The organism is Streptomyces sp. NPDC047886, from assembly GCF_043204435.1.
Classification (GTDB): Bacteria; Actinomycetota; Actinomycetes; order Streptomycetales; family Streptomycetaceae; genus Streptomyces.
Genome location: NZ_JBIDCF010000001.1, coordinates 1249988 through 1266322, shown reverse-complemented (window position 1 = coordinate 1266322; position 16335 = coordinate 1249988). Strand labels below are relative to the sequence as shown.

Sequence of the window (16335 nt, the reverse complement as noted above, 5' to 3'; positions counted from 1 at the left end):
AAGGTTTCAGGCCGGTCACCTCACATGACCGGCCTGAAACGCGCCCTCCCTAGCGTCTGCTCCTGACGGGTTCAGGGCTTGACAGCAGTGGAGGTGCGCGATGGCCGGCCGGTGGATCGAAGAGTGGGACCCCGAGGACGAGACGTTCTGGCGGGAGAAGGGCGAGCGGATCGCCAAGCGGAATCTGCTCTACTCCGTGATCTCGGAGCACATCGGGTTCTCCATCTGGACCCTGTGGTCCGTGATGGTCCTGTTCATGGGCCCGGAGTACGGCGTCGACCCGGCCGGGAAGTTCTTCCTGATCGCCGTGGCGACCCTGGTCGGTGCGGTGATCCGCGTCCCGTACACCTTCGCCGTCGCCCGGTTCGGCGGCCGCAACTGGACCGTCTTCAGCGCGCTGATGCTGCTGGCGCCCACCGGCGCCGCCTACGCGGTGATGGAGCCCGGGACGTCGTACACGACCTTCGTCCTGGTCGCCGCGCTCACCGGCGTCGGCGGCGGCAACTTCGCCTCGTCCATGACGAACATCAACTCCTTCTTCCCGCTCCACAAGAAGGGCTGGGCCCTCGGCCTCAACGCGGGCGGCGGCAACATCGGCGTCCCGGTCGTCCAGCTCGTCGGCCTCGCGGTCATCGGAGTCGCGGGCGCCACCCACCCCCGTATCGTGCTCGGCATTTACATCCCGCTGATCGTCGTCGCCGCCGTCTGCGCGGCGCTGTTCATGGACAACCTCGCGCCCGTCAGGAACGACACCGGGGCGTCGAAGGAGGCCGTACGGGCCACGCACACCTGGATCATGGCGTTCCTGTACATCGGCACGTTCGGCTCGTTCATCGGCTACAGCTTCGCGTTCGGCCTCGTCCTCCAGACCCAGTTCGGGCGGACCCCGCTCCAGGCCGCGTCGCTCACCTTCATCGGCCCGCTGCTCGGCTCGCTGATCCGGCCCGTCGGCGGGTCCCTCGCCGACAAGTACGGCGGCGCCCGCATCACCCTCGGCACGTTCGCCGCCATGGCCGCCGCGACCTCGGTCGTCGTCTACGCCTCCCTCGCCGAGTCGCTCACCGTCTTCCTCGTCGGCTTCACCGCCCTGTTCGTGCTGACCGGACTCGGCAACGGCTCCACCTACAAGATGATCCCCGCGATCTTCAAGGCCAAGGCGTACGCCTCCGGCCTGGAGGGCGAGGCCGCCGACGCGTACGGACGCCGGCTCTCCGGCGCCTCCATGGGCCTGATCGGCGCGGTCGGCGCACTCGGGGGCCTCGGCATCAACCTGGCCTTCCGGCAGTCCTTCCAGACCGGCGGGAGCGGCACCGCCGCCTTCGTCGCCTTCCTGCTCTTCTACGGTGTCTGCATGGCCGTGACATGGGCGGTATACCTTCGCAAGCCGGTCGAGATGCCCGCCCAGCGGCAGCTCAGCTACTCCGAGGTGTGATCGGGCATGGTCCGTAACGGCGGGGAAACCCCGGCGAACCGAGACTGTCACGCACTCTTGCCAGTCTCCAACGTCATGCACGAGCAACAGCACGGCCCCCTCGCGGGCTTCACGGTCGGCGTCACCGCAGCCCGCCGCGCGGACGAGCTGGGCGCGCTGCTGCAGCGCCGGGGCGCGGCGGTCCTGCACGCCCCGGCACTGCGGATCGTGCCCCTCGCCGACGACGCCGAGCTCCTCGCCGCCACCAAGGACCTGATCGCCGAAGCCCCCGACATCGTCGTCGCCACCACCGCCATCGGCTTCCGCGGCTGGGTGGAGGCGGCCGACGGCTGGGGGTACGGCGAGAAGCTCCTCGACGCCCTGCGCGCCACCCAGGTGCTGGCACGCGGCCCCAAGGTCAAGGGCGCGGTACGGGCCGCCGGGCTCACCGAGGAGTGGTCACCCGGCAGCGACTCCATGGCCGAGGTCCTCGACCGGCTCCTCGACCAGGGCGTCGACGGCCACCGGGTCGCGCTCCAGCTGCACGGCGAACCGCTGCCCGGGTTCGTGGAGGCCCTGCGGGACGCCGGGGCCGACGTGGTGGTCGTCCCCGTCTACCGGTGGATGCCGCCCGAGGACCTCGCACCGCTGGACCGGCTCCTCGACGCCACCGTCGCCCGCACCCTGGACGCGGTCACCTTCACCAGCGCCCCGGCCGCCGCGTCGCTGCTCGCCCGCGCCGAGGACCGGGGCCTGCGGCGGGAACTGCTCGACGCCCTGCGCCACGACGTACTGCCCGCCTGCGTCGGACCGGTCACCGCCGTGCCGCTCCAGGCCCACGCCATCGACACCGTGCAGCCCGGCCGCTTCCGGCTCGGCCCGCTGGTCCAGTCGCTGTGCCAGGAACTCCCGGCCCGCGCCCGTACCCTCCCGGTGGCGGGCCACCGCATCGAGATCCGGGGCCACGCGGTCCTCGTGGACGGCGAACTCCGGCCCGTACCGCCCGCCGGCATGTCCCTCCTGCACACGCTGGCCCGCCGGCCCGGCTGGGTCGTCTCCCGCGCCGATCTGCTCCGCGCCCTCCCGGGCGCCGGGCGGGACGAGCACGCCGTGGAGACCGCGATGGCCCGCCTCCGCTCCGCCCTGGGCGCGCCGAAACTGATCCAGACGGTCGTCAAGCGCGGCTACCGCCTCGCCCTGGACCCGGCGGCGGACGCCACGTACGCGGACGCCCACGGGTAGGACGGGCGCGCCCCGGCGGGGCGCGCCCGGACGCCACCGGCGAAGGCGGGGTTCCGGGGAACCGCCGGGACGGGCACCCTGAGGGGGCCCGGAACGGGCGCGGCAGCGGTGGCTCCCGACGGTGACCCGAGGCGGTGACTGGCGCATGGACGAGTGGCGGTTCGACTCCGGGCGACGGTGTCTGGACCTGATGGCCGAGCCGCCCACGAGTCCCGAGCGGCTCGCCCGGTGGCTGGCGGCGGCCGGGCTCGTACCACCGGGGACACCGCTGCCGGGCGTCGACAGGCACTGGGTGGAACGTTTCGGCGAACTGCGCGGCCACATCGAGACGCTGGTACGCGCCGAACTCGCCCCCCAAGCCGCCCAGGACGGCGCCCCCGACCGCGTCCCCAAGGCCGCCCCGGACCACAAGCCCGGCCGCGTCCCCGAGGCCGCCCCCGACCCCCGGCGCGCCCCCACCGCCGCGGCCCTCGCCCGTCTCAACTCCCTCGCCGCCGCTGCCGCGCCGCCCGCCCCGCGGGCCGTACGCGCCGAAGACGGGCGCCTGGTACGGGTGTTGGACACCCCGCCGGACTGCGGCGCCCTGCTCGCCCTGCTCGCCCGCGACGCCGTCGAACTCCTCACCGATCCGGCGGCGCGCGCCCGGCTGCGGCAGTGCGACGGCGACCACTGCGCCCGCGTCTACCTGGACACCTCCCGTGGCAGGCGCCGCCGTTGGTGCTCCAGCGAAGTGTGCGGGAACCGCGAGCGGGTGGCCCGGCACCGGGCCCGCGCCGGAAGAACCCGAGAAAAATCTCCGCGCCGTTGAGTCGATCCGCTCCGCCGTCCGTAGTGATGGGAGCAAGGAGTCGGACAAGGTCTCGACCGGGGAGGTTCGGGTGCGCAAGGATGCCGCCGTGGCCGATGACCGTCGGGGGACGCATCGGGCCCGGCATCGCGCCGAGCCGTCGCGCCTCAACACCGCCGTCCCGGACGAGGAGTTGATGCGCGCGCTCTACCGTGAACACGCCGGCCCCCTGCTCGCCTACGTACTCCGCCTCGTCGCCGGCGACCGCCAGCGCGCCGAGGACGTCGTACAGGAGACGCTCATCCGTGCCTGGAAGAACGCCGGCCAGCTCAATCGGGCGACCGGCTCTGTCAGACCCTGGCTGGTGACGGTCGCCCGGCGCATCGTCATCGACGGCCACCGCAGCCGGCAGGCCCGGCCGCAGGAGGTCGATCCGTCGCCGCTGGAGGTCATGCCCGCGGAGGACGAGATCGACAAGGCGCTGTGGCTGATGACGCTCTCCGACGCCCTCGACGATTTGACCCCGGCCCACCGGGAAGTCTTGATCGAGACCTATTTCAAGGGGCGTACGGTCAACGAGGCCGCCGAGACGCTCGGCATACCCAGCGGGACGGTCCGGTCCCGGGTGTTCTACGCACTGCGGTCCATGAAGCTCGCACTGGAGGAAAGGGGGGTATCGGCATGACCACGCACGGCTACGGGCACGAGCCCGCGTACGAACGCGAGTCCGTGCACGACGCCGTCGGCGCGTACGTACTCGGCATACTCGACGATGCCGACGCCACCGCCTTCGAGGCGCACCTCGCGGGCTGCGGACTGTGCGCCGCCCGGCTGGACGAGTTCGCCGGGATGGAACCCATGCTCGCGATGCTGGCCGAAGGACCAGGCCCCGCCGAGCGGCCCGTCGTCCTGCCGCCGCCGCCCGAGCCCGCCCGGCCGGGGCCCGGCATGCTGGACCGGCTCGTGGACGAGGTCGCCGTCAAGCGGGCGCAGCGCCGCCGGCGCACCCGCTACCTGGTCGCGGCCGCCGCCGCCCTGATCATCGGCGGCCCCGGGATCGCCGTGGTCGCCACCTCCGGCGACACGCGCGGCAACCAGGCCGAGACGCTCCGCGACCCGCACCCGACCAGCCCGGCGGAGGACGCCTTCTTCCAGCACATGGACGAGAAGATCCGGGCGACGGACGCGACGACCAGGGTCAGCGCCACCGTCGGCCTGGAGAGGAAGGGCTGGGGCACCCACGCCGTCCTGGAGCTCAAGAACGTCAAGGGGCCCCTCAAGTGCCGTCTCGTCGCCGTCTCCAAGACCGGCGAGGAGGAGGTCGTCACCTCCTGGGCGGTCCCGAAGTGGGGCTACGGCATCGCGGACAGCCCCAACGAGGCGTCGAAGAACCCCCTGTACGTCCACGGCGGCGCGGCGATGGACCGCGACGACATCGACCACTTCGAGGTCCGTACGTTCGACGGGCAGCGTCTCGTGGAGGTGGACGCCTGACACCCGGACGGCCCCGTCACGCCGCCGTCACCCCCCCGTCGCCCCGCCCGCACCGACCCGCGCCTGACATCGCGGCCCCCTTGGCGTACGCTCGACGGCTGCCCAGTGCACGTCAGAAGGGGGTCTCGGTGGCCGCGAAGGAAGCCGGCGGTGTGGTCGACACGATCCGGGACCGCGAGATCGGTGTCGAACAGGATCATCTGGACCAGGTGTACCGACGTCTCGAGGAGAAGATCCACGAGGCGGAGTTCCTCATGCGCGACGCCGCCAAGCGCGGCCAGGTCGGCACGCCCGGCGCGCTCGCCGAGCGCGACGCCCAGGTGTTCCGGGCCGGGATCCACCTGAACCGGCTCAACAGCGAGTACGAGGACTTCCTCTTCGGCAGGATCGACCTGCTGCGCGGCAAGGACGGTGTACGGGGCCCCGACGGCGCGTACACCTCCGTCGAGCCCGCCGACGACGCCGTACGGCCCGACAACACCGCGGAGATCGGCGAGACCCTGCACATCGGCCGTATCGGCGTCCTCGACGCCGACTACAGCCCCCTCGTCATCGACTGGCGCGCCCCCGCCGCCGCGCCGTTCTACCGCTCGACCCCGGTCGACCCCGGCCGGGTCGTGCGCCGCCGCGTCATCCGCTCCAAGGGCCGCAAGGTCCTCGGCGTCGAGGACGACCTGATGCGCCCCGAGCTGACCGCGACCCTCGGCGGCACCGAACTGGCCGTCATCGGCGACGGCGCCCTGATGGCCGCGCTCGGCCAGGCCCGCGGCCACACCATGCGGGACATCGTGTCGTCCATCCAGGCCGAGCAGGACCTGGTGATCCGCGCCCCCGCCGCGTCCGTGACCTACGTCGAGGGCGGCCCCGGCACCGGCAAGACCGCCGTGGCGCTGCACCGCGCCGCCTACCTGCTCTACCAGGACCGGCGGCGGTACGCGGGCGGCATCCTGATCGTCTCGCCGACGCCCCTGCTGGTCGCCTACACGGAGGGCGTCCTGCCGTCGCTCGGCGAGGAGGGCCAGGTCGCCATCCGCGCGGTCGGCAGCCTCGTCGACGGCGTCGAGGCCGCCGCGTACGACGACCCGGCCGTCGCCCGCGTCAAGGGCTCGTCGCGGATGCTCAAGGTGCTGCGCAAGGCCGCGCGCGGCGCCCTGGAGCTCGGGGACGCCCCGGAGCGGCTGCGGGTCGTCGCCTCGGGACGGCGCGTCGAACTGGAGGCGGACGAGCTCCAGCGCGTCCGCCACAGCGCGCTCGGCGGCACCGCCCCCGTCAACCTGCTGCGCCCGCGCGCCCGCCGGCTCCTCCTCGACGCCCTGTACGCCAAGTCGGGCGCCGCCGCCCGCAACGCCTCGTCGTCGCTCGGCGACCCGGAACTCGCCGCCGAGCTGCGGTCCTCCTTCGACGAGGACGTCTCCACCGAGGACAGCTTCATTGCGTTCCTCGACGCCTGGTGGCCCGAGCTCACCCCGCGCGGCGTCCTCACCGCCATGGCGGACGAGAAGCGGCTCGGCCGCTGGGCCCGCCGGATCCTCAACCCGGGCGAGGTACGGCGGCTGGCCCGCTCACTGCGGCGCGAGGCGTACTCGGTGCACGACGTGGCGCTCCTGGACGAGCTCCAGACGCTGCTCGGCGCCCCGGCACGCCCCCGCAAGAAGCGCGAGCTCGACCCGCTGGACCAGCTGACCGGCCTGGAGGAGCTCATGCCCGTACGGGAGGAGTCGCAGCGCGAGCGCGCGGAGCGGCTCGCCCGGGAGCGCACCGAGTACGCCCACGTCATCGTGGACGAGGCGCAGGACCTCACGCCGATGCAGTGGCGGATGGTCGGCCGGCGCGGCAGGCACGCCACCTGGACGGTCGTCGGCGACCCGGCGCAGTCGTCCTGGTCGGTGCCGGACGAGGCGGCGGAGGCGCGGGACGAGGCGCTCGGCACCCGGCCGCGCCGCCGCTTCGAGCTGACCGTGAACTACCGGAACCCGGCCGAGGTCGCCGAGGTGGCCGCCAGGGTGCTCGCCCTGGCCATGCCGGGCGCTGAGCCGCCGCGCGCGGTCCGCTCGACGGGCCTGGAGCCGCGCTTCGTGGCGGTCGGCGACGGGGACCTCGCGCAGCTCGTACGGGAGGAGGCGCGGCGGCTGCTGGAGCGCGTGGACGGCACGGTGGGCGTCGTCGTGGCGATGAACCGGCGCGAGCAGGCGGCGCGCTGGCTGGCCGGGCTCGGCGACCGGGTGGTGGCGCTGGGCAGCCTGGAGGCGAAGGGCCTGGAGTACGACGCGACGGTCGTCGTGTCCCCGGCCGAGATCGCCGACGAGTCGCCGGCCGGCCTGCGGGTCCTGTACGTGGCGCTGACCCGAGCCACACAGGAGCTCACGGTGGTGTCGGGGCGGCGGGACGAGCCCGACGCGGACGGCGTTCCGGACCTGCTCCGGGACTGATCCGGCGAGTGATCCGCGTCTGATCCGCGTCTGATCCGCGTCTGATCCGGCGAGTGATCCGGCGAGTGATCCGGCGATGCGGGAATCGCGTACGGGGGTCGTTTGTTAGCCTGGGTACGGCACCGGCTCGATCCAAGCCCCCGGGCCCAACCTTCGTCGCTTCGAGCGACCACTTGCCGCGAGGCGAGCATGGCGGGCCGGTGCCACCCACAGCGTGTGACCAGACGACGGCGGGTCCGTCCCTCTCCGGAGGGGCGGACCCGCCGTCGTCGTGTTTCAGGCCCGCTCTCGGGGCGTCGGCCTTCCGCTATCCCCATGTTTCTCGTATGGTGGAAAAGAGTTTCCGAAAACTCAAAGACCGTATTACCTGCTACTCGCAGGTAGGTGCGACCATCGGAGGGCGCCGCACGGCCACCGCCGGCGCGGCGTAGCAACGAAGCTAGGGAAAGCAGAGGAACTCGGCCATGGCAACGGCGCCCAGCGTCTCGTACTCGATGACGGTCCGGCTGGAGGTGCCCGCGAGCGGAACCGCGGTCTCCCAGCTCACGACGGCCGTGGAGTCCTCCGGAGGCTCCGTGACCGGCCTCGACGTGACCGCATCCGGCCACGAGAAGCTGCGGATCGACGTCACCATCGCGGCGACCTCCACTGCGCACGCCGACGAGATCGTCGGCAAGCTCCGCGACATCGAGGGCGTCGTCCTCGGCAAGGTCTCCGACCGTACGTTCCTGATGCACCTCGGCGGCAAGATCGAGATGGCGTCCAAGCACCCCATCCGCAACCGTGACGACCTCTCCATGGTCTACACCCCGGGCGTGGCCCGCGTGTGCATGGCGATCGCCGAGAACCCCGAGGACGCCCGCCGCCTCACCATCAAGCGCAACTCCGTCGCGGTCGTGACGGACGGCTCCGCCGTGCTCGGCCTCGGCAACATCGGCCCCAAGGCCGCCCTGCCCGTCATGGAGGGCAAGGCCGCCCTGTTCAAGCGGTTCGCCGGTATCGACGCCTGGCCCATCTGCCTGGACACCCAGGACAGCGACGCGATCGTCGAGATCGTCAAGGCGATCGCCCCCGGCTTCGCCGGCATCAACCTGGAGGACATCTCCGCACCGCGCTGCTTCGAGATCGAGGCGCGGCTGCGCGAGGCCCTCGACATCCCGGTCTTCCACGACGACCAGCACGGCACCGCCATCGTGGTGCTCGCCGCGCTCACCAACGCGCTGCGCGTCGTCGGCAAGGCCATCGGGGACGTGCGGGTCGTCATGTCCGGTGCCGGCGCCGCCGGTACGGCCATCCTCAAACTCCTCATCGCGGCGGGCGTCAAGCACGCCGTCGTCGCCGACATCCACGGCGTCGTGCACGCCGGCCGTACCGACCTCGTGGACGCCGCGCCCGAGTCGGCCCTGCGCTGGATCGCCGACAACACCAACCCCGAGGGCGTCACCGGCACGCTCAAGGAGGCGGTCGTCGGCGCCGACGTCTTCATCGGCGTCTCCGCCCCCAACGTCCTCGACGGCGCGGACGTGGCCGCCATGGCGGACGACGCGATCGTGTTCGCGCTCGCGAACCCCGACCCGGAGGTCGAGCCCGCAATCGCCCGCCAGACGGCGGCAGTTGTGGCCACCGGCCGCTCCGACTTCCCCAACCAGATCAACAACGTCCTGGTCTTCCCCGGCGTCTTCCGCGGTCTGCTCGACGCCCAGTCGCGCACCGTGAACACCGACATGATGCTCGCGGCGGCGACCGCGCTCGCGGACGTCGTCACCGAGGACGAGCTCAACGCGAACTACATCGTCCCCTCGGTCTTCAACGAGAAGGTCGCGGGCGCCGTGGCCGGTGCCGTGCGCACCGCCGCGAAGGCGGCGGGCGCGGCCGCCGCCGATCCGACGGCGGTGTGATCGCGTTCACGTCCGCCGTACCCCCGGCGCGTCGCAGGTCGCGACGGTACCGACCCGCCCTTAGGGTGGCGATTCGGCTCCGTGGCCGACTGCGGAGCGTCTCGACGGAGCCGACCGGGCGTCACCACGGCGAGGTCGTGGCGCTTTTCGTGTGACTCCGGAGGGTGCCGGATTGGCTTTCCCGCCGCTGGTGGGGGCAGGATGCGTATTCGGGCGCGAGGGTCTGACAGCAGACCCGGGTCCGGGGACTGTCCAAGGACCCTGGCAGCATCGGCTTCGATCTCACGCCTCACAGGCAAGAAGAACACGGGAGTAACAACATGAACCGCAGTGAGCTGGTGGCCGCCCTGGCCGACCGCGCCGAGGTGACCCGCAAGGACGCCGACGCCGTGCTGGCCGCGCTCGCCGAGACCGTCGGTGAGGTCGTCGCCAAGGGCGACGAGAAGGTCACCATCCCCGGCTTCCTGACCTTCGAGCGCACCCACCGTGCCGCTCGCACCGCTCGTAACCCGCAGACCGGCGACCCGATCAACATCCCGGCCGGTTACAGCGTGAAGGTCTCCGCGGGCTCCAAGCTCAAGGAAGCCGCCAAGGGCAAGTAAGCCCCTCAGGCGCGCGAGAAGGGCGGCCACCCTGTCAGGGGGTGGCCGCCCTTCCGTTTGTCCGCCCACGGGCCTCGTGCGCGCTTTCGAGCCCCTCCCGCCCACGCGGCCCGCCCCCACGAACGACCACGGCCCCCACCTGTGCGGTGCGGGGGCCGTGGTCGAGCTCGCGGCACCGGCCGTACGGCGTACGGAAGGTGGCGTCCCGTCAGACGGCTGCCGTGCCGGGGAGTTCTCCCTTCGCGCCGAGCAGCGTCAGCTTCTCCATGCTGTGTTTTCCCGGGGGGGGCGACCCCCGGACCCCCGGCCGGGACCGGTCAGACGGCTGCCGTGCCGGGGTGTTCGCCGGACCGGTCAGACGGCTGCCGTGCCGGGGAGTTCTACCTTCGCGCCGAGCAGCGTCAGCTTCTCCATGAAGTTCTCGTAGCCGCGGTTGATCAGGTCGATGCCGTGCACCCGGGACGTGCCCTGGGCGGCCAGGGCGGCGATCAGGTACGAGAAGCCGCCGCGCAGGTCCGGGATGACCAGGTCGGCGCCCTGGAGCTTCGTCGGGCCCGACACGACCGCCGAGTGGAGGAAGTTGCGCTGGCCGAAGCGGCAGGCCGAGCCGCCCAGGCACTCCCGGTACAGCTGGATGTGCGCGCCCATCTGGTTGAGCGCCGACGTGAAGCCGAGCCGGGACTCGTACACCGTCTCGTGGACGATGGACAGGCCCGCCGCCTGCGTCAGGGCCACCACCAGCGGCTGCTGCCAGTCCGTCTGGAAGCCGGGGTGCACGTCCGTCTCCAGGGCGATCGCGTTGAGCGAGCCGCCCGGGTGCCAGAAGCGGATGCCCTCGTCGTCGATCTCGAAGGCGCCGCCCACCTTCCGGTAGGTGTTCAGGAACGTCATCATCGAGCGCTGCTGGGCGCCGCGCACATAGATGTTGCCCTCGGTGGCGAGCGCGGCCGACGCCCACGACGCCGCCTCCAGGCGGTCGGGGAGCGCCCGGTGCGTGTAGCCGCCGAGCGTGTCGACACCGGTGATCCGGATGGTCCGGTCGGTGTCCATCGCGATGATGGCGCCCATCTTCTGCAGGACGCAGATCAGGTCCTCGATCTCGGGCTCGACGGCCGCGTTCGCGAGTTCCGTCACGCCCTCGGCGAGCACCGCCGTCAGCAGCACCTGCTCGGTCGCGCCCACGGACGGGTACGGCAGCTGGATCTTCGTGCCGCGCAGCCGCCGCGGGGCCTCCAGGTACTGGCCGTCCGCGCGTTTCTCGATCTTCGCGCCGAACTGCCGCAGCACCTCGAAGTGGAAGTCGATGGGCCGGCCGCCGATGTCGCAGCCGCCGAGGCCCGGAATGAAGGCGTGGCCGAGGCGGTGCAGCAGCGGGCCGCAGAGGAGGATCGGGATGCGCGACGACCCGGCGTGGGCATCGATGTCGGCGACGTTCGCGGACTCGACGTGCGTGGGGTCCATGACCAGCTCGCCGGGTTCCTCACCCGGGCGGACGGTCACCCCGTGCAGCTGGAGCAGTCCGCGTACGACCCGGACATCACGGATGTCGGGCACATTGCGCAGTCGGCTCGGACCGCTGCCGAGCAGAGCGGCGACCATCGCCTTGGGCACGAGGTTCTTCGCGCCGCGGACGCGGATCTCGCCCTCCAGCGGGGTTCCGCCGTGGACAAGCAGTACATCGTCTGTGCCGGTCATGAATCTCGCGTTCCGGAGTGTGCGGGCAGGGGCCAGGGAAAAGGGTAAGGGGCTTCCACCCCTGCCCCGTAAGGCCGAGGGGGCCATGGGATCGTAATGAATTGGGCACAACACCCTCTGTTTCTCACACCTCGCGGAGGGTTACCGTCCGCTTTCGGCCGGGGCGGGCCGGGGGCGCACCCCGGCGCGGCGTGCGCCGGAGGTTCGTCAGGAGTCCGCCGCAAACCCCTCGCAGACCCTTCGCAGCGGCTGAAGATGCGGGATCATGTCTGGCATGACCGAGGTGTCCTCGCTCTCAGGGCGGCTGCTCGTCGCCACTCCCGCGCTGGCCGACCCGAACTTCGACCGCGCGGTGGTGCTGCTGCTCGACCACGACGACGAGGGCTCGCTCGGCGTGGTCCTCAACCGCCCGACGCCGGTCGGTGTCGGCGACATCCTTGAGCCGTGGGCGCCGCTCGCGGGTGAACCGGGCGTCGTCTTCCAGGGCGGTCCCGTCTCCCTCGACTCGGCGCTCGGCCTCGCCGTCATCCCCGGCGACGAGGGCCCGCTCGGCTGGCGTCGCGTGTTCGGCGCGATCGGCCTGGTCGACCTGGAGACACCGCCCGAGCTGCTCGCCGCCGCGCTCGGCTCCCTGCGGATCTTCGCCGGTTACGCGGGCTGGGGCCCCGGCCAGCTGGAGGACGAGCTGAACGAGGGCGCCTGGTTCGTCGTGGAGTCCGAACCCGGCGACGTGTCGTCGCCGCACCCCGAGAGCCTGTGGCGGGCGGTGCTGCGCCGGCAGCGCAGCGAACTCGCCATGATCGCGACGTACCCGGACGACCCGAGCCTGAACTGAACCCGTGGCGGGTGAGTACCCTTGGCAGTTATGAGCACTCTCGAGCCCGAGCGCGGGGCAGGTACGGGGACCCTCGTAGAGCCGACGCCACAGGTGTCGCACGGCGACGGCGACCACGAGCGCTACGCCCACTATGTCCAGAAGGACAAGATCATGGCGAGCGCCCTCGACGGCACTCCCGTGGTGGCACTGTGCGGGAAGGTCTGGGTGCCCGGGCGCGACCCGAAGAAGTATCCGGTCTGTCCCATGTGCAAGGAGATCTACGAGTCCATGGGCGCCGGTGGCGACAAGGACAAGGGCGGCAAGGACAAGAAGTAACCGGTCACGACCGTCCGTGACACCGGGAGGCCCCCGGGGTGCGCAGCCGCGCCCCGGGGGCCTTCGCGTTGCCCGGCGACGCGGGTGGCGGGCAGTGGGCAGTAGGCAGTGGGCGGCGGGCAGTGAGCAGTGGGCGGTGGTGGGTGGCGGGCGGCGGGCGGTGGTAGGCGGGATGGGCCGGGCGGGCGAAGTGGTCTCGACCTCTTGTCCGCATCCGGCGCGCCGATCTAGTCTCCTGCCTGTTGTGCAGAACGAAACGGCCGTTGCGTATGCTGCAACGCTATCGGTGGGAGCCCCGTATGAAGCTTTCTGCCCGACTGCCCGTCCTGGCCCTGACGCTCGCGCTGGCCGCCGCCTGCGCCCCGCAGACCTCCGACACCGCCGCCGACAAGGACGACAAGAGCGGGACCCTGCGGGTCTGGCTGTTCCAGGAGGTCGACAACAAGCCGAAGGAGCGGGTCGTCGACGCCGCCGTCGCCGCCTTCGAGAAGCGCCACCGCGACACGGACGTCCAGATCGAGTACATCCCCGTCGAGACCCGCGCCCAGCGCGTCAAGGCCGCCTTCAACGACCCCGCCAGCGCCCCCGACCTCATCGAGTACGGCAACACCGACACCGCCGGCTATGTGAAGGACGGCGGACTCGCCGACATCAGCGCCGAGTTCGGCGCCTGGGACGAGGCGGAGGACACCGACCCCACCGCCCGCGCCTCCGTCACGGTCGACGGGAAGGTCTACGGGGCGCCGCTGTTCGTCGGCGTACGCGCCCTGTACTACCGCACGGACGTCTTCGAGGAAGTCGGCGTCTCCGTCCCCGCGACACAGGCCGAACTCATCGCGACGGCTAAGCGGATCCGCAAGGCCAGGCCCGAGCTGTACGGCATCGCCGTGGGCGGTCTCTACACCTACGGCGCGATGCCCTTCATATGGGCCAACGGCGGTGAACTCGCCACCCCGGACGGCGACACCTACAAGGCCGCCGTCGACAGCGACGCCGCGCGTGCCGGCATCACCGCGTACACCTCGCTGTTCGGCGACGACAACTGCCCGGCCGCCAAGTGCGCCGCCATGGGCGGCAACGCGACGGTGACCGCGTTCGCCTCCGGCAAGGCCGCGATGGCCATCGGCGGCGACTTCAGCCACGCCGCCGTCGAGGCGGGCACGGTCAAGGGCAGGTACGCGGTGGTGCCGCTGCCGGGCGTCACGGCCGGATCCATCGCCCCCGCCTTCGCCGGCGGCAACAACCTGGGCGTACTCAGGAGCAGTTCGCACCGCACACTCGCCGTGGACCTGATGAAGTCGCTGGCAGGCAAGGAGAGTCAGCGCGCCTTCTTCGACGCGATGGGCTTCCTGCCGACGTACACGGACGTCCGGGCCGACGCGGCGCGCGAGCAGCCGTTCGTGAAGCCGTTCATCGACACGCTCGCCACGGGCGCCAGGTTCGTCCCGGCGTCGCCCGCGTGGGGGCAGATCGACGCTTCCCAGGTCCTGCCCACGATGTTCCAGGAGATCGTCAGCGGGCGTAAGGACGTGACGGCGGCGGCCCGCGACGCCGCGAAGAAGATGGACGCGGCGTTCGCGGCTGCGGGCTGACACCCATGACGAACGGCACGCACCCGCCGCCGGACCCCCGCCCGACACCGACCCCGACCCCGCTCCCGGCCCAGGCAGCCCGCCCGACCCCGCCCCCAGCCCCGACACCGGCCCAGGCAGCCCGCCCGACCCCGCCCCCAGCCCCGCCCCCAGCCCCGGCCCAGGCAGCCCGCCCGGCCCCGGCCCCCGGCCCGGCCCCGGTCCGAGCCATCCGCCGCGCCCCGGCCCCCGCCGGGGGCTCGGCGCGCACTCCCTGGCTCTACCTCGCGCCCGCGCTCGTCGTACTCGCCGGGCTCCTCGTCTACCCGATCTACCAACTCGGCCTGATCTCGTTCCTGGAGTACACCCAGGCACAGGTCAGCGGCGGCGAACCCACCTCGTTCCAGGGCTTCGGCAACTACGCCGCGCTCTTCCGCGACGAGCAGTTCTGGGAGGTCCTCCTCGCAACCGTCCTGTTCGCCGCCGCGTGCGTCGTCGCCACCCTCGCCGCCGGCTGCGCACTCGCCGTACTCCTCACCCGCGTACGGGCCGTGCCGCGCCTCGCCCTCATGCTGGCCGCGCTCGGCGCGTGGGCGACACCCGCGATCACGGGGTCCACCGTCTGGGTGTTCCTCTTCGACCCGGACCACGGCCCCGTCAACCGGATGCTCGGGCTCGGCGACTTCTCCTGGACGTACGGGCGCCACAGCGCCTTCGCGCTCGTCCTGTTCGAGGTCGTCTGGTGCTCGTTCCCGTTCGTGATGGTGACCGTCTACGCCGGCATCAAGGCGATCCCCGGTGAGGTCCTGGAGGCGGCCGCGCTCGACGGGGCGTCACAGTGGCGGACCTGGCGGTCGGTCACCGCGCCGATGCTGCGGCCCATCCTCGTCGTGGTCACCATCCAGTCCGTCATCTGGGACTTCAAGGTGTTCACCCAGATCTACGTGATGACGAACGGCGGCGGCATCGCGGGCCAGAACCTCGTCCTCAACGTCTACGCCTACCAGAAGGCGTTCGCGTCCTCCCAGTACAGCCTGGGGTCGGCGATCGGCGTCGTCATGCTGCTGATCCTCCTCGCCGTCACCCTCGTGTACCTGCGCCTGCTGCGACGTCAGGGAGAAGAGCTGTGAACGCCGTCCGCTTCCGCCTCCGCATCCCCTCGCGCGGCCGCCACGGCCGCCGCCGCAGCCGCCGCCACAGCCTCCGCCTCCGCGGCCGCCTCCATGTCCGCAGGCCCGGACGGCTCGCCGCCGAGGCCGCCGCGCTGCTCGTCGCGGTCGTCGTCGCGTTCCCGCTGTACTGGATGGTCCTCTCCGCGCTGAAACCGGCCGGGGAGGTCCAGTCGACGGAGGCGCGCCCCTGGACGCTCGCCCCGTCCCTCGACTCGTTCCGGCGGGTCTTCGAGCAGCAGGAGTTCGGCCGGTACTTCGTCAACAGCCTCGCCGTCGCGGGCAGTGTCGTGGTCGCCTCCGCCCTCATCGCCTTCCTGGCGGCGACGGCCGTCACGAGGTTCCGCTTCCGGTTCCGTACGACCCTGCTCATCATGTTCCTGGTCGCGCAGATGGTGCCGATCGAGGCGCTCACCATCCCGCTGTTCTTCCTGATGAGGGACCTCGGCCAGCTCAACACGCTCGGCTCGCTGATCCTGCCGCACATCGCGTTCTCGCTGCCGTTCGCCATCTGGATGCTGCGCGGCTTCGTCAAGGCCGTCCCGGAGGCCCTGGAGGAGGCGGCGTACATCGACGGCGCGAGCCGTACCCGCTTCCTCTGGCAGATCCTCTTCCCGCTCGTCTTCCCCGGCCTCGTCGCGACGAGCGTCTTCTCGTTCATCTCCACCTGGAACGACTTCCTGTTCGCGAAGTCGTTCATCATCAGCGACACCTCGCAGTCCACCCTGCCCATGGCGCTGCTGGTGTTCTTCAAGCCGGACGAGAACGACTGGGGCGGCATCATGGCCGCCTCGACCGTGATGACCGTGCCGGTGCTGGTCTTCTTCGTACTCGTACAGCGCCGCCTGGTGTCCGGGCTCGGCGGCGCGGTGAAGGACTGAACG

The 16335-nt window shown here is 71.8% G+C and carries 14 protein-coding genes; 13 read left to right on the top strand and 1 reads right to left on the bottom strand.

Annotation, left to right across the window (positions count from 1 at the left end; all coding sequences use genetic code 11):
* Nucleotides 1-100: 100 nt before the first annotated feature.
* The 8 genes from ACGF5U_RS05540 to ACGF5U_RS05505 all read left to right on the top strand — a co-directional run bounded on the left by ACGF5U_RS05540 (nucleotide 101) and on the right by ACGF5U_RS05505 (nucleotide 9863).
* The gene (locus tag ACGF5U_RS05540; protein ID WP_392713121.1) at nucleotides 101-1432 is read left to right on the top strand and encodes a nitrate/nitrite transporter; all 1332 of its coding nucleotides are present in this window, start codon (nucleotides 101-103) and stop codon (nucleotides 1430-1432) included.
* Nucleotides 1433-1507: 75 nt separating this feature from the next.
* Nucleotides 1508-2653: a uroporphyrinogen-III synthase gene (locus tag ACGF5U_RS05535; protein ID WP_392713119.1), complete on the top strand. Its 1146-nt coding sequence runs from the start codon at nucleotides 1508-1510 to the stop codon at nucleotides 2651-2653.
* A 145-nt stretch (nucleotides 2654-2798) separates the two neighbouring features.
* Nucleotides 2799-3461, top strand: coding sequence for a CGNR zinc finger domain-containing protein (locus ACGF5U_RS05530; protein ID WP_392713218.1), 663 nt, complete (start codon nucleotides 2799-2801; stop codon nucleotides 3459-3461).
* 70 nt (nucleotides 3462-3531) lie between these two features.
* Nucleotides 3532-4125: a sigma-70 family RNA polymerase sigma factor gene (locus ACGF5U_RS05525; RefSeq protein WP_392713118.1), complete on the top strand. Its 594-nt coding sequence runs from the start codon at nucleotides 3532-3534 to the stop codon at nucleotides 4123-4125.
* Nucleotides 4122-4934, top strand: a complete 813-nt coding sequence (locus tag ACGF5U_RS05520) for an anti-sigma factor family protein (protein WP_392713117.1) — start codon at nucleotides 4122-4124, stop codon at nucleotides 4932-4934. Before ACGF5U_RS05525 ends, ACGF5U_RS05520 begins: the two co-directional genes overlap by 4 nt.
* Nucleotides 4935-5062: 128 nt before the next feature.
* Nucleotides 5063-7363, top strand: coding sequence for a HelD family protein (locus tag ACGF5U_RS05515; protein WP_392713115.1), 2301 nt, complete (start codon nucleotides 5063-5065; stop codon nucleotides 7361-7363).
* 464 nt (nucleotides 7364-7827) lie between these two features.
* Nucleotides 7828-9261: an NAD-dependent malic enzyme gene (locus ACGF5U_RS05510; RefSeq protein WP_392713114.1), complete on the top strand. Its 1434-nt coding sequence runs from the start codon at nucleotides 7828-7830 to the stop codon at nucleotides 9259-9261.
* 320 nt (nucleotides 9262-9581) lie between these two features.
* On the top strand, nucleotides 9582-9863 hold the full coding sequence (locus tag ACGF5U_RS05505; protein ID WP_017237029.1) for an HU family DNA-binding protein: 282 nt from the start codon (nucleotides 9582-9584) through the stop codon (nucleotides 9861-9863).
* Nucleotides 9864-10217: 354 nt separating this feature from the next.
* Here ACGF5U_RS05505 and murA read toward each other — a convergent pair whose 3' ends face one another.
* A complete protein-coding gene (gene murA, locus ACGF5U_RS05500; protein WP_392713113.1) occupies nucleotides 10218-11558 on the bottom strand; it encodes a UDP-N-acetylglucosamine 1-carboxyvinyltransferase in 1341 nt (446 codons plus the stop codon).
* Nucleotides 11559-11832: 274 nt separating this feature from the next.
* On the opposite strand from murA, the gene ACGF5U_RS05495 reads away from it, so the two are divergent.
* The 5 genes from ACGF5U_RS05495 to ACGF5U_RS05475 all read left to right on the top strand — a co-directional run bounded on the left by ACGF5U_RS05495 (nucleotide 11833) and on the right by ACGF5U_RS05475 (nucleotide 16332).
* Nucleotides 11833-12393, top strand: a complete 561-nt coding sequence (locus ACGF5U_RS05495) for a YqgE/AlgH family protein (RefSeq protein ID WP_392713111.1) — start codon at nucleotides 11833-11835, stop codon at nucleotides 12391-12393.
* 30 nt (nucleotides 12394-12423) lie between these two features.
* Entirely contained in the window at nucleotides 12424-12711 is a 288-nt protein-coding gene (locus ACGF5U_RS05490; RefSeq protein ID WP_023588437.1) for a DUF3039 domain-containing protein, read from the top strand.
* 299 nt (nucleotides 12712-13010) lie between these two features.
* A complete protein-coding gene (locus ACGF5U_RS05485; RefSeq protein WP_392713110.1) occupies nucleotides 13011-14303 on the top strand; it encodes an extracellular solute-binding protein in 1293 nt (430 codons plus the stop codon).
* Nucleotides 14304-14308: 5 nt separating this feature from the next.
* Nucleotides 14309-15412: a carbohydrate ABC transporter permease gene (locus ACGF5U_RS05480; RefSeq protein ID WP_392713109.1), complete on the top strand. Its 1104-nt coding sequence runs from the start codon at nucleotides 14309-14311 to the stop codon at nucleotides 15410-15412.
* Between the two features lie 134 nt (nucleotides 15413-15546).
* Complete coding sequence (locus tag ACGF5U_RS05475) at nucleotides 15547-16332, top strand: carbohydrate ABC transporter permease (RefSeq protein WP_392713216.1); 786 nt, start codon at nucleotides 15547-15549, stop codon at nucleotides 16330-16332.
* The last annotated feature ends 3 nt before the right edge of the window (nucleotides 16333-16335 follow it).

Bases quoted from the DNA above. Each gene is read 5' to 3' on its own strand.
- ACGF5U_RS05540 (WP_392713121.1), top strand. From the start codon at position 101: ATGGCCGGCCGGTGGATCGAAGAGTGGGACCCCGAGGACGAGACGTTC.
- ACGF5U_RS05510 (WP_392713114.1), top strand. From the start codon at position 7,828: ATGGCAACGGCGCCCAGCGTCTCGTACTCGATGACGGTCCGGCTGGAG.
- ACGF5U_RS05530 (WP_392713218.1), top strand. From the start codon at position 2,799: ATGGACGAGTGGCGGTTCGACTCCGGGCGACGGTGTCTGGACCTGATG.
- ACGF5U_RS05520 (WP_392713117.1), top strand. From the start codon at position 4,122: ATGACCACGCACGGCTACGGGCACGAGCCCGCGTACGAACGCGAGTCC.
- murA (WP_392713113.1), bottom strand. From the start codon at position 11,558: ATGACCGGCACAGACGATGTACTGCTTGTCCACGGCGGAACCCCGCTG.
- ACGF5U_RS05490 (WP_023588437.1), top strand. From the start codon at position 12,424: ATGAGCACTCTCGAGCCCGAGCGCGGGGCAGGTACGGGGACCCTCGTA.
- ACGF5U_RS05480 (WP_392713109.1), top strand. From the start codon at position 14,309: ATGACGAACGGCACGCACCCGCCGCCGGACCCCCGCCCGACACCGACC.
- ACGF5U_RS05505 (WP_017237029.1), top strand. From the start codon at position 9,582: ATGAACCGCAGTGAGCTGGTGGCCGCCCTGGCCGACCGCGCCGAGGTG.
- ACGF5U_RS05535 (WP_392713119.1), top strand. From the start codon at position 1,508: ATGCACGAGCAACAGCACGGCCCCCTCGCGGGCTTCACGGTCGGCGTC.
- ACGF5U_RS05495 (WP_392713111.1), top strand. From the start codon at position 11,833: ATGACCGAGGTGTCCTCGCTCTCAGGGCGGCTGCTCGTCGCCACTCCC.
- ACGF5U_RS05485 (WP_392713110.1), top strand. From the start codon at position 13,011: ATGAAGCTTTCTGCCCGACTGCCCGTCCTGGCCCTGACGCTCGCGCTG.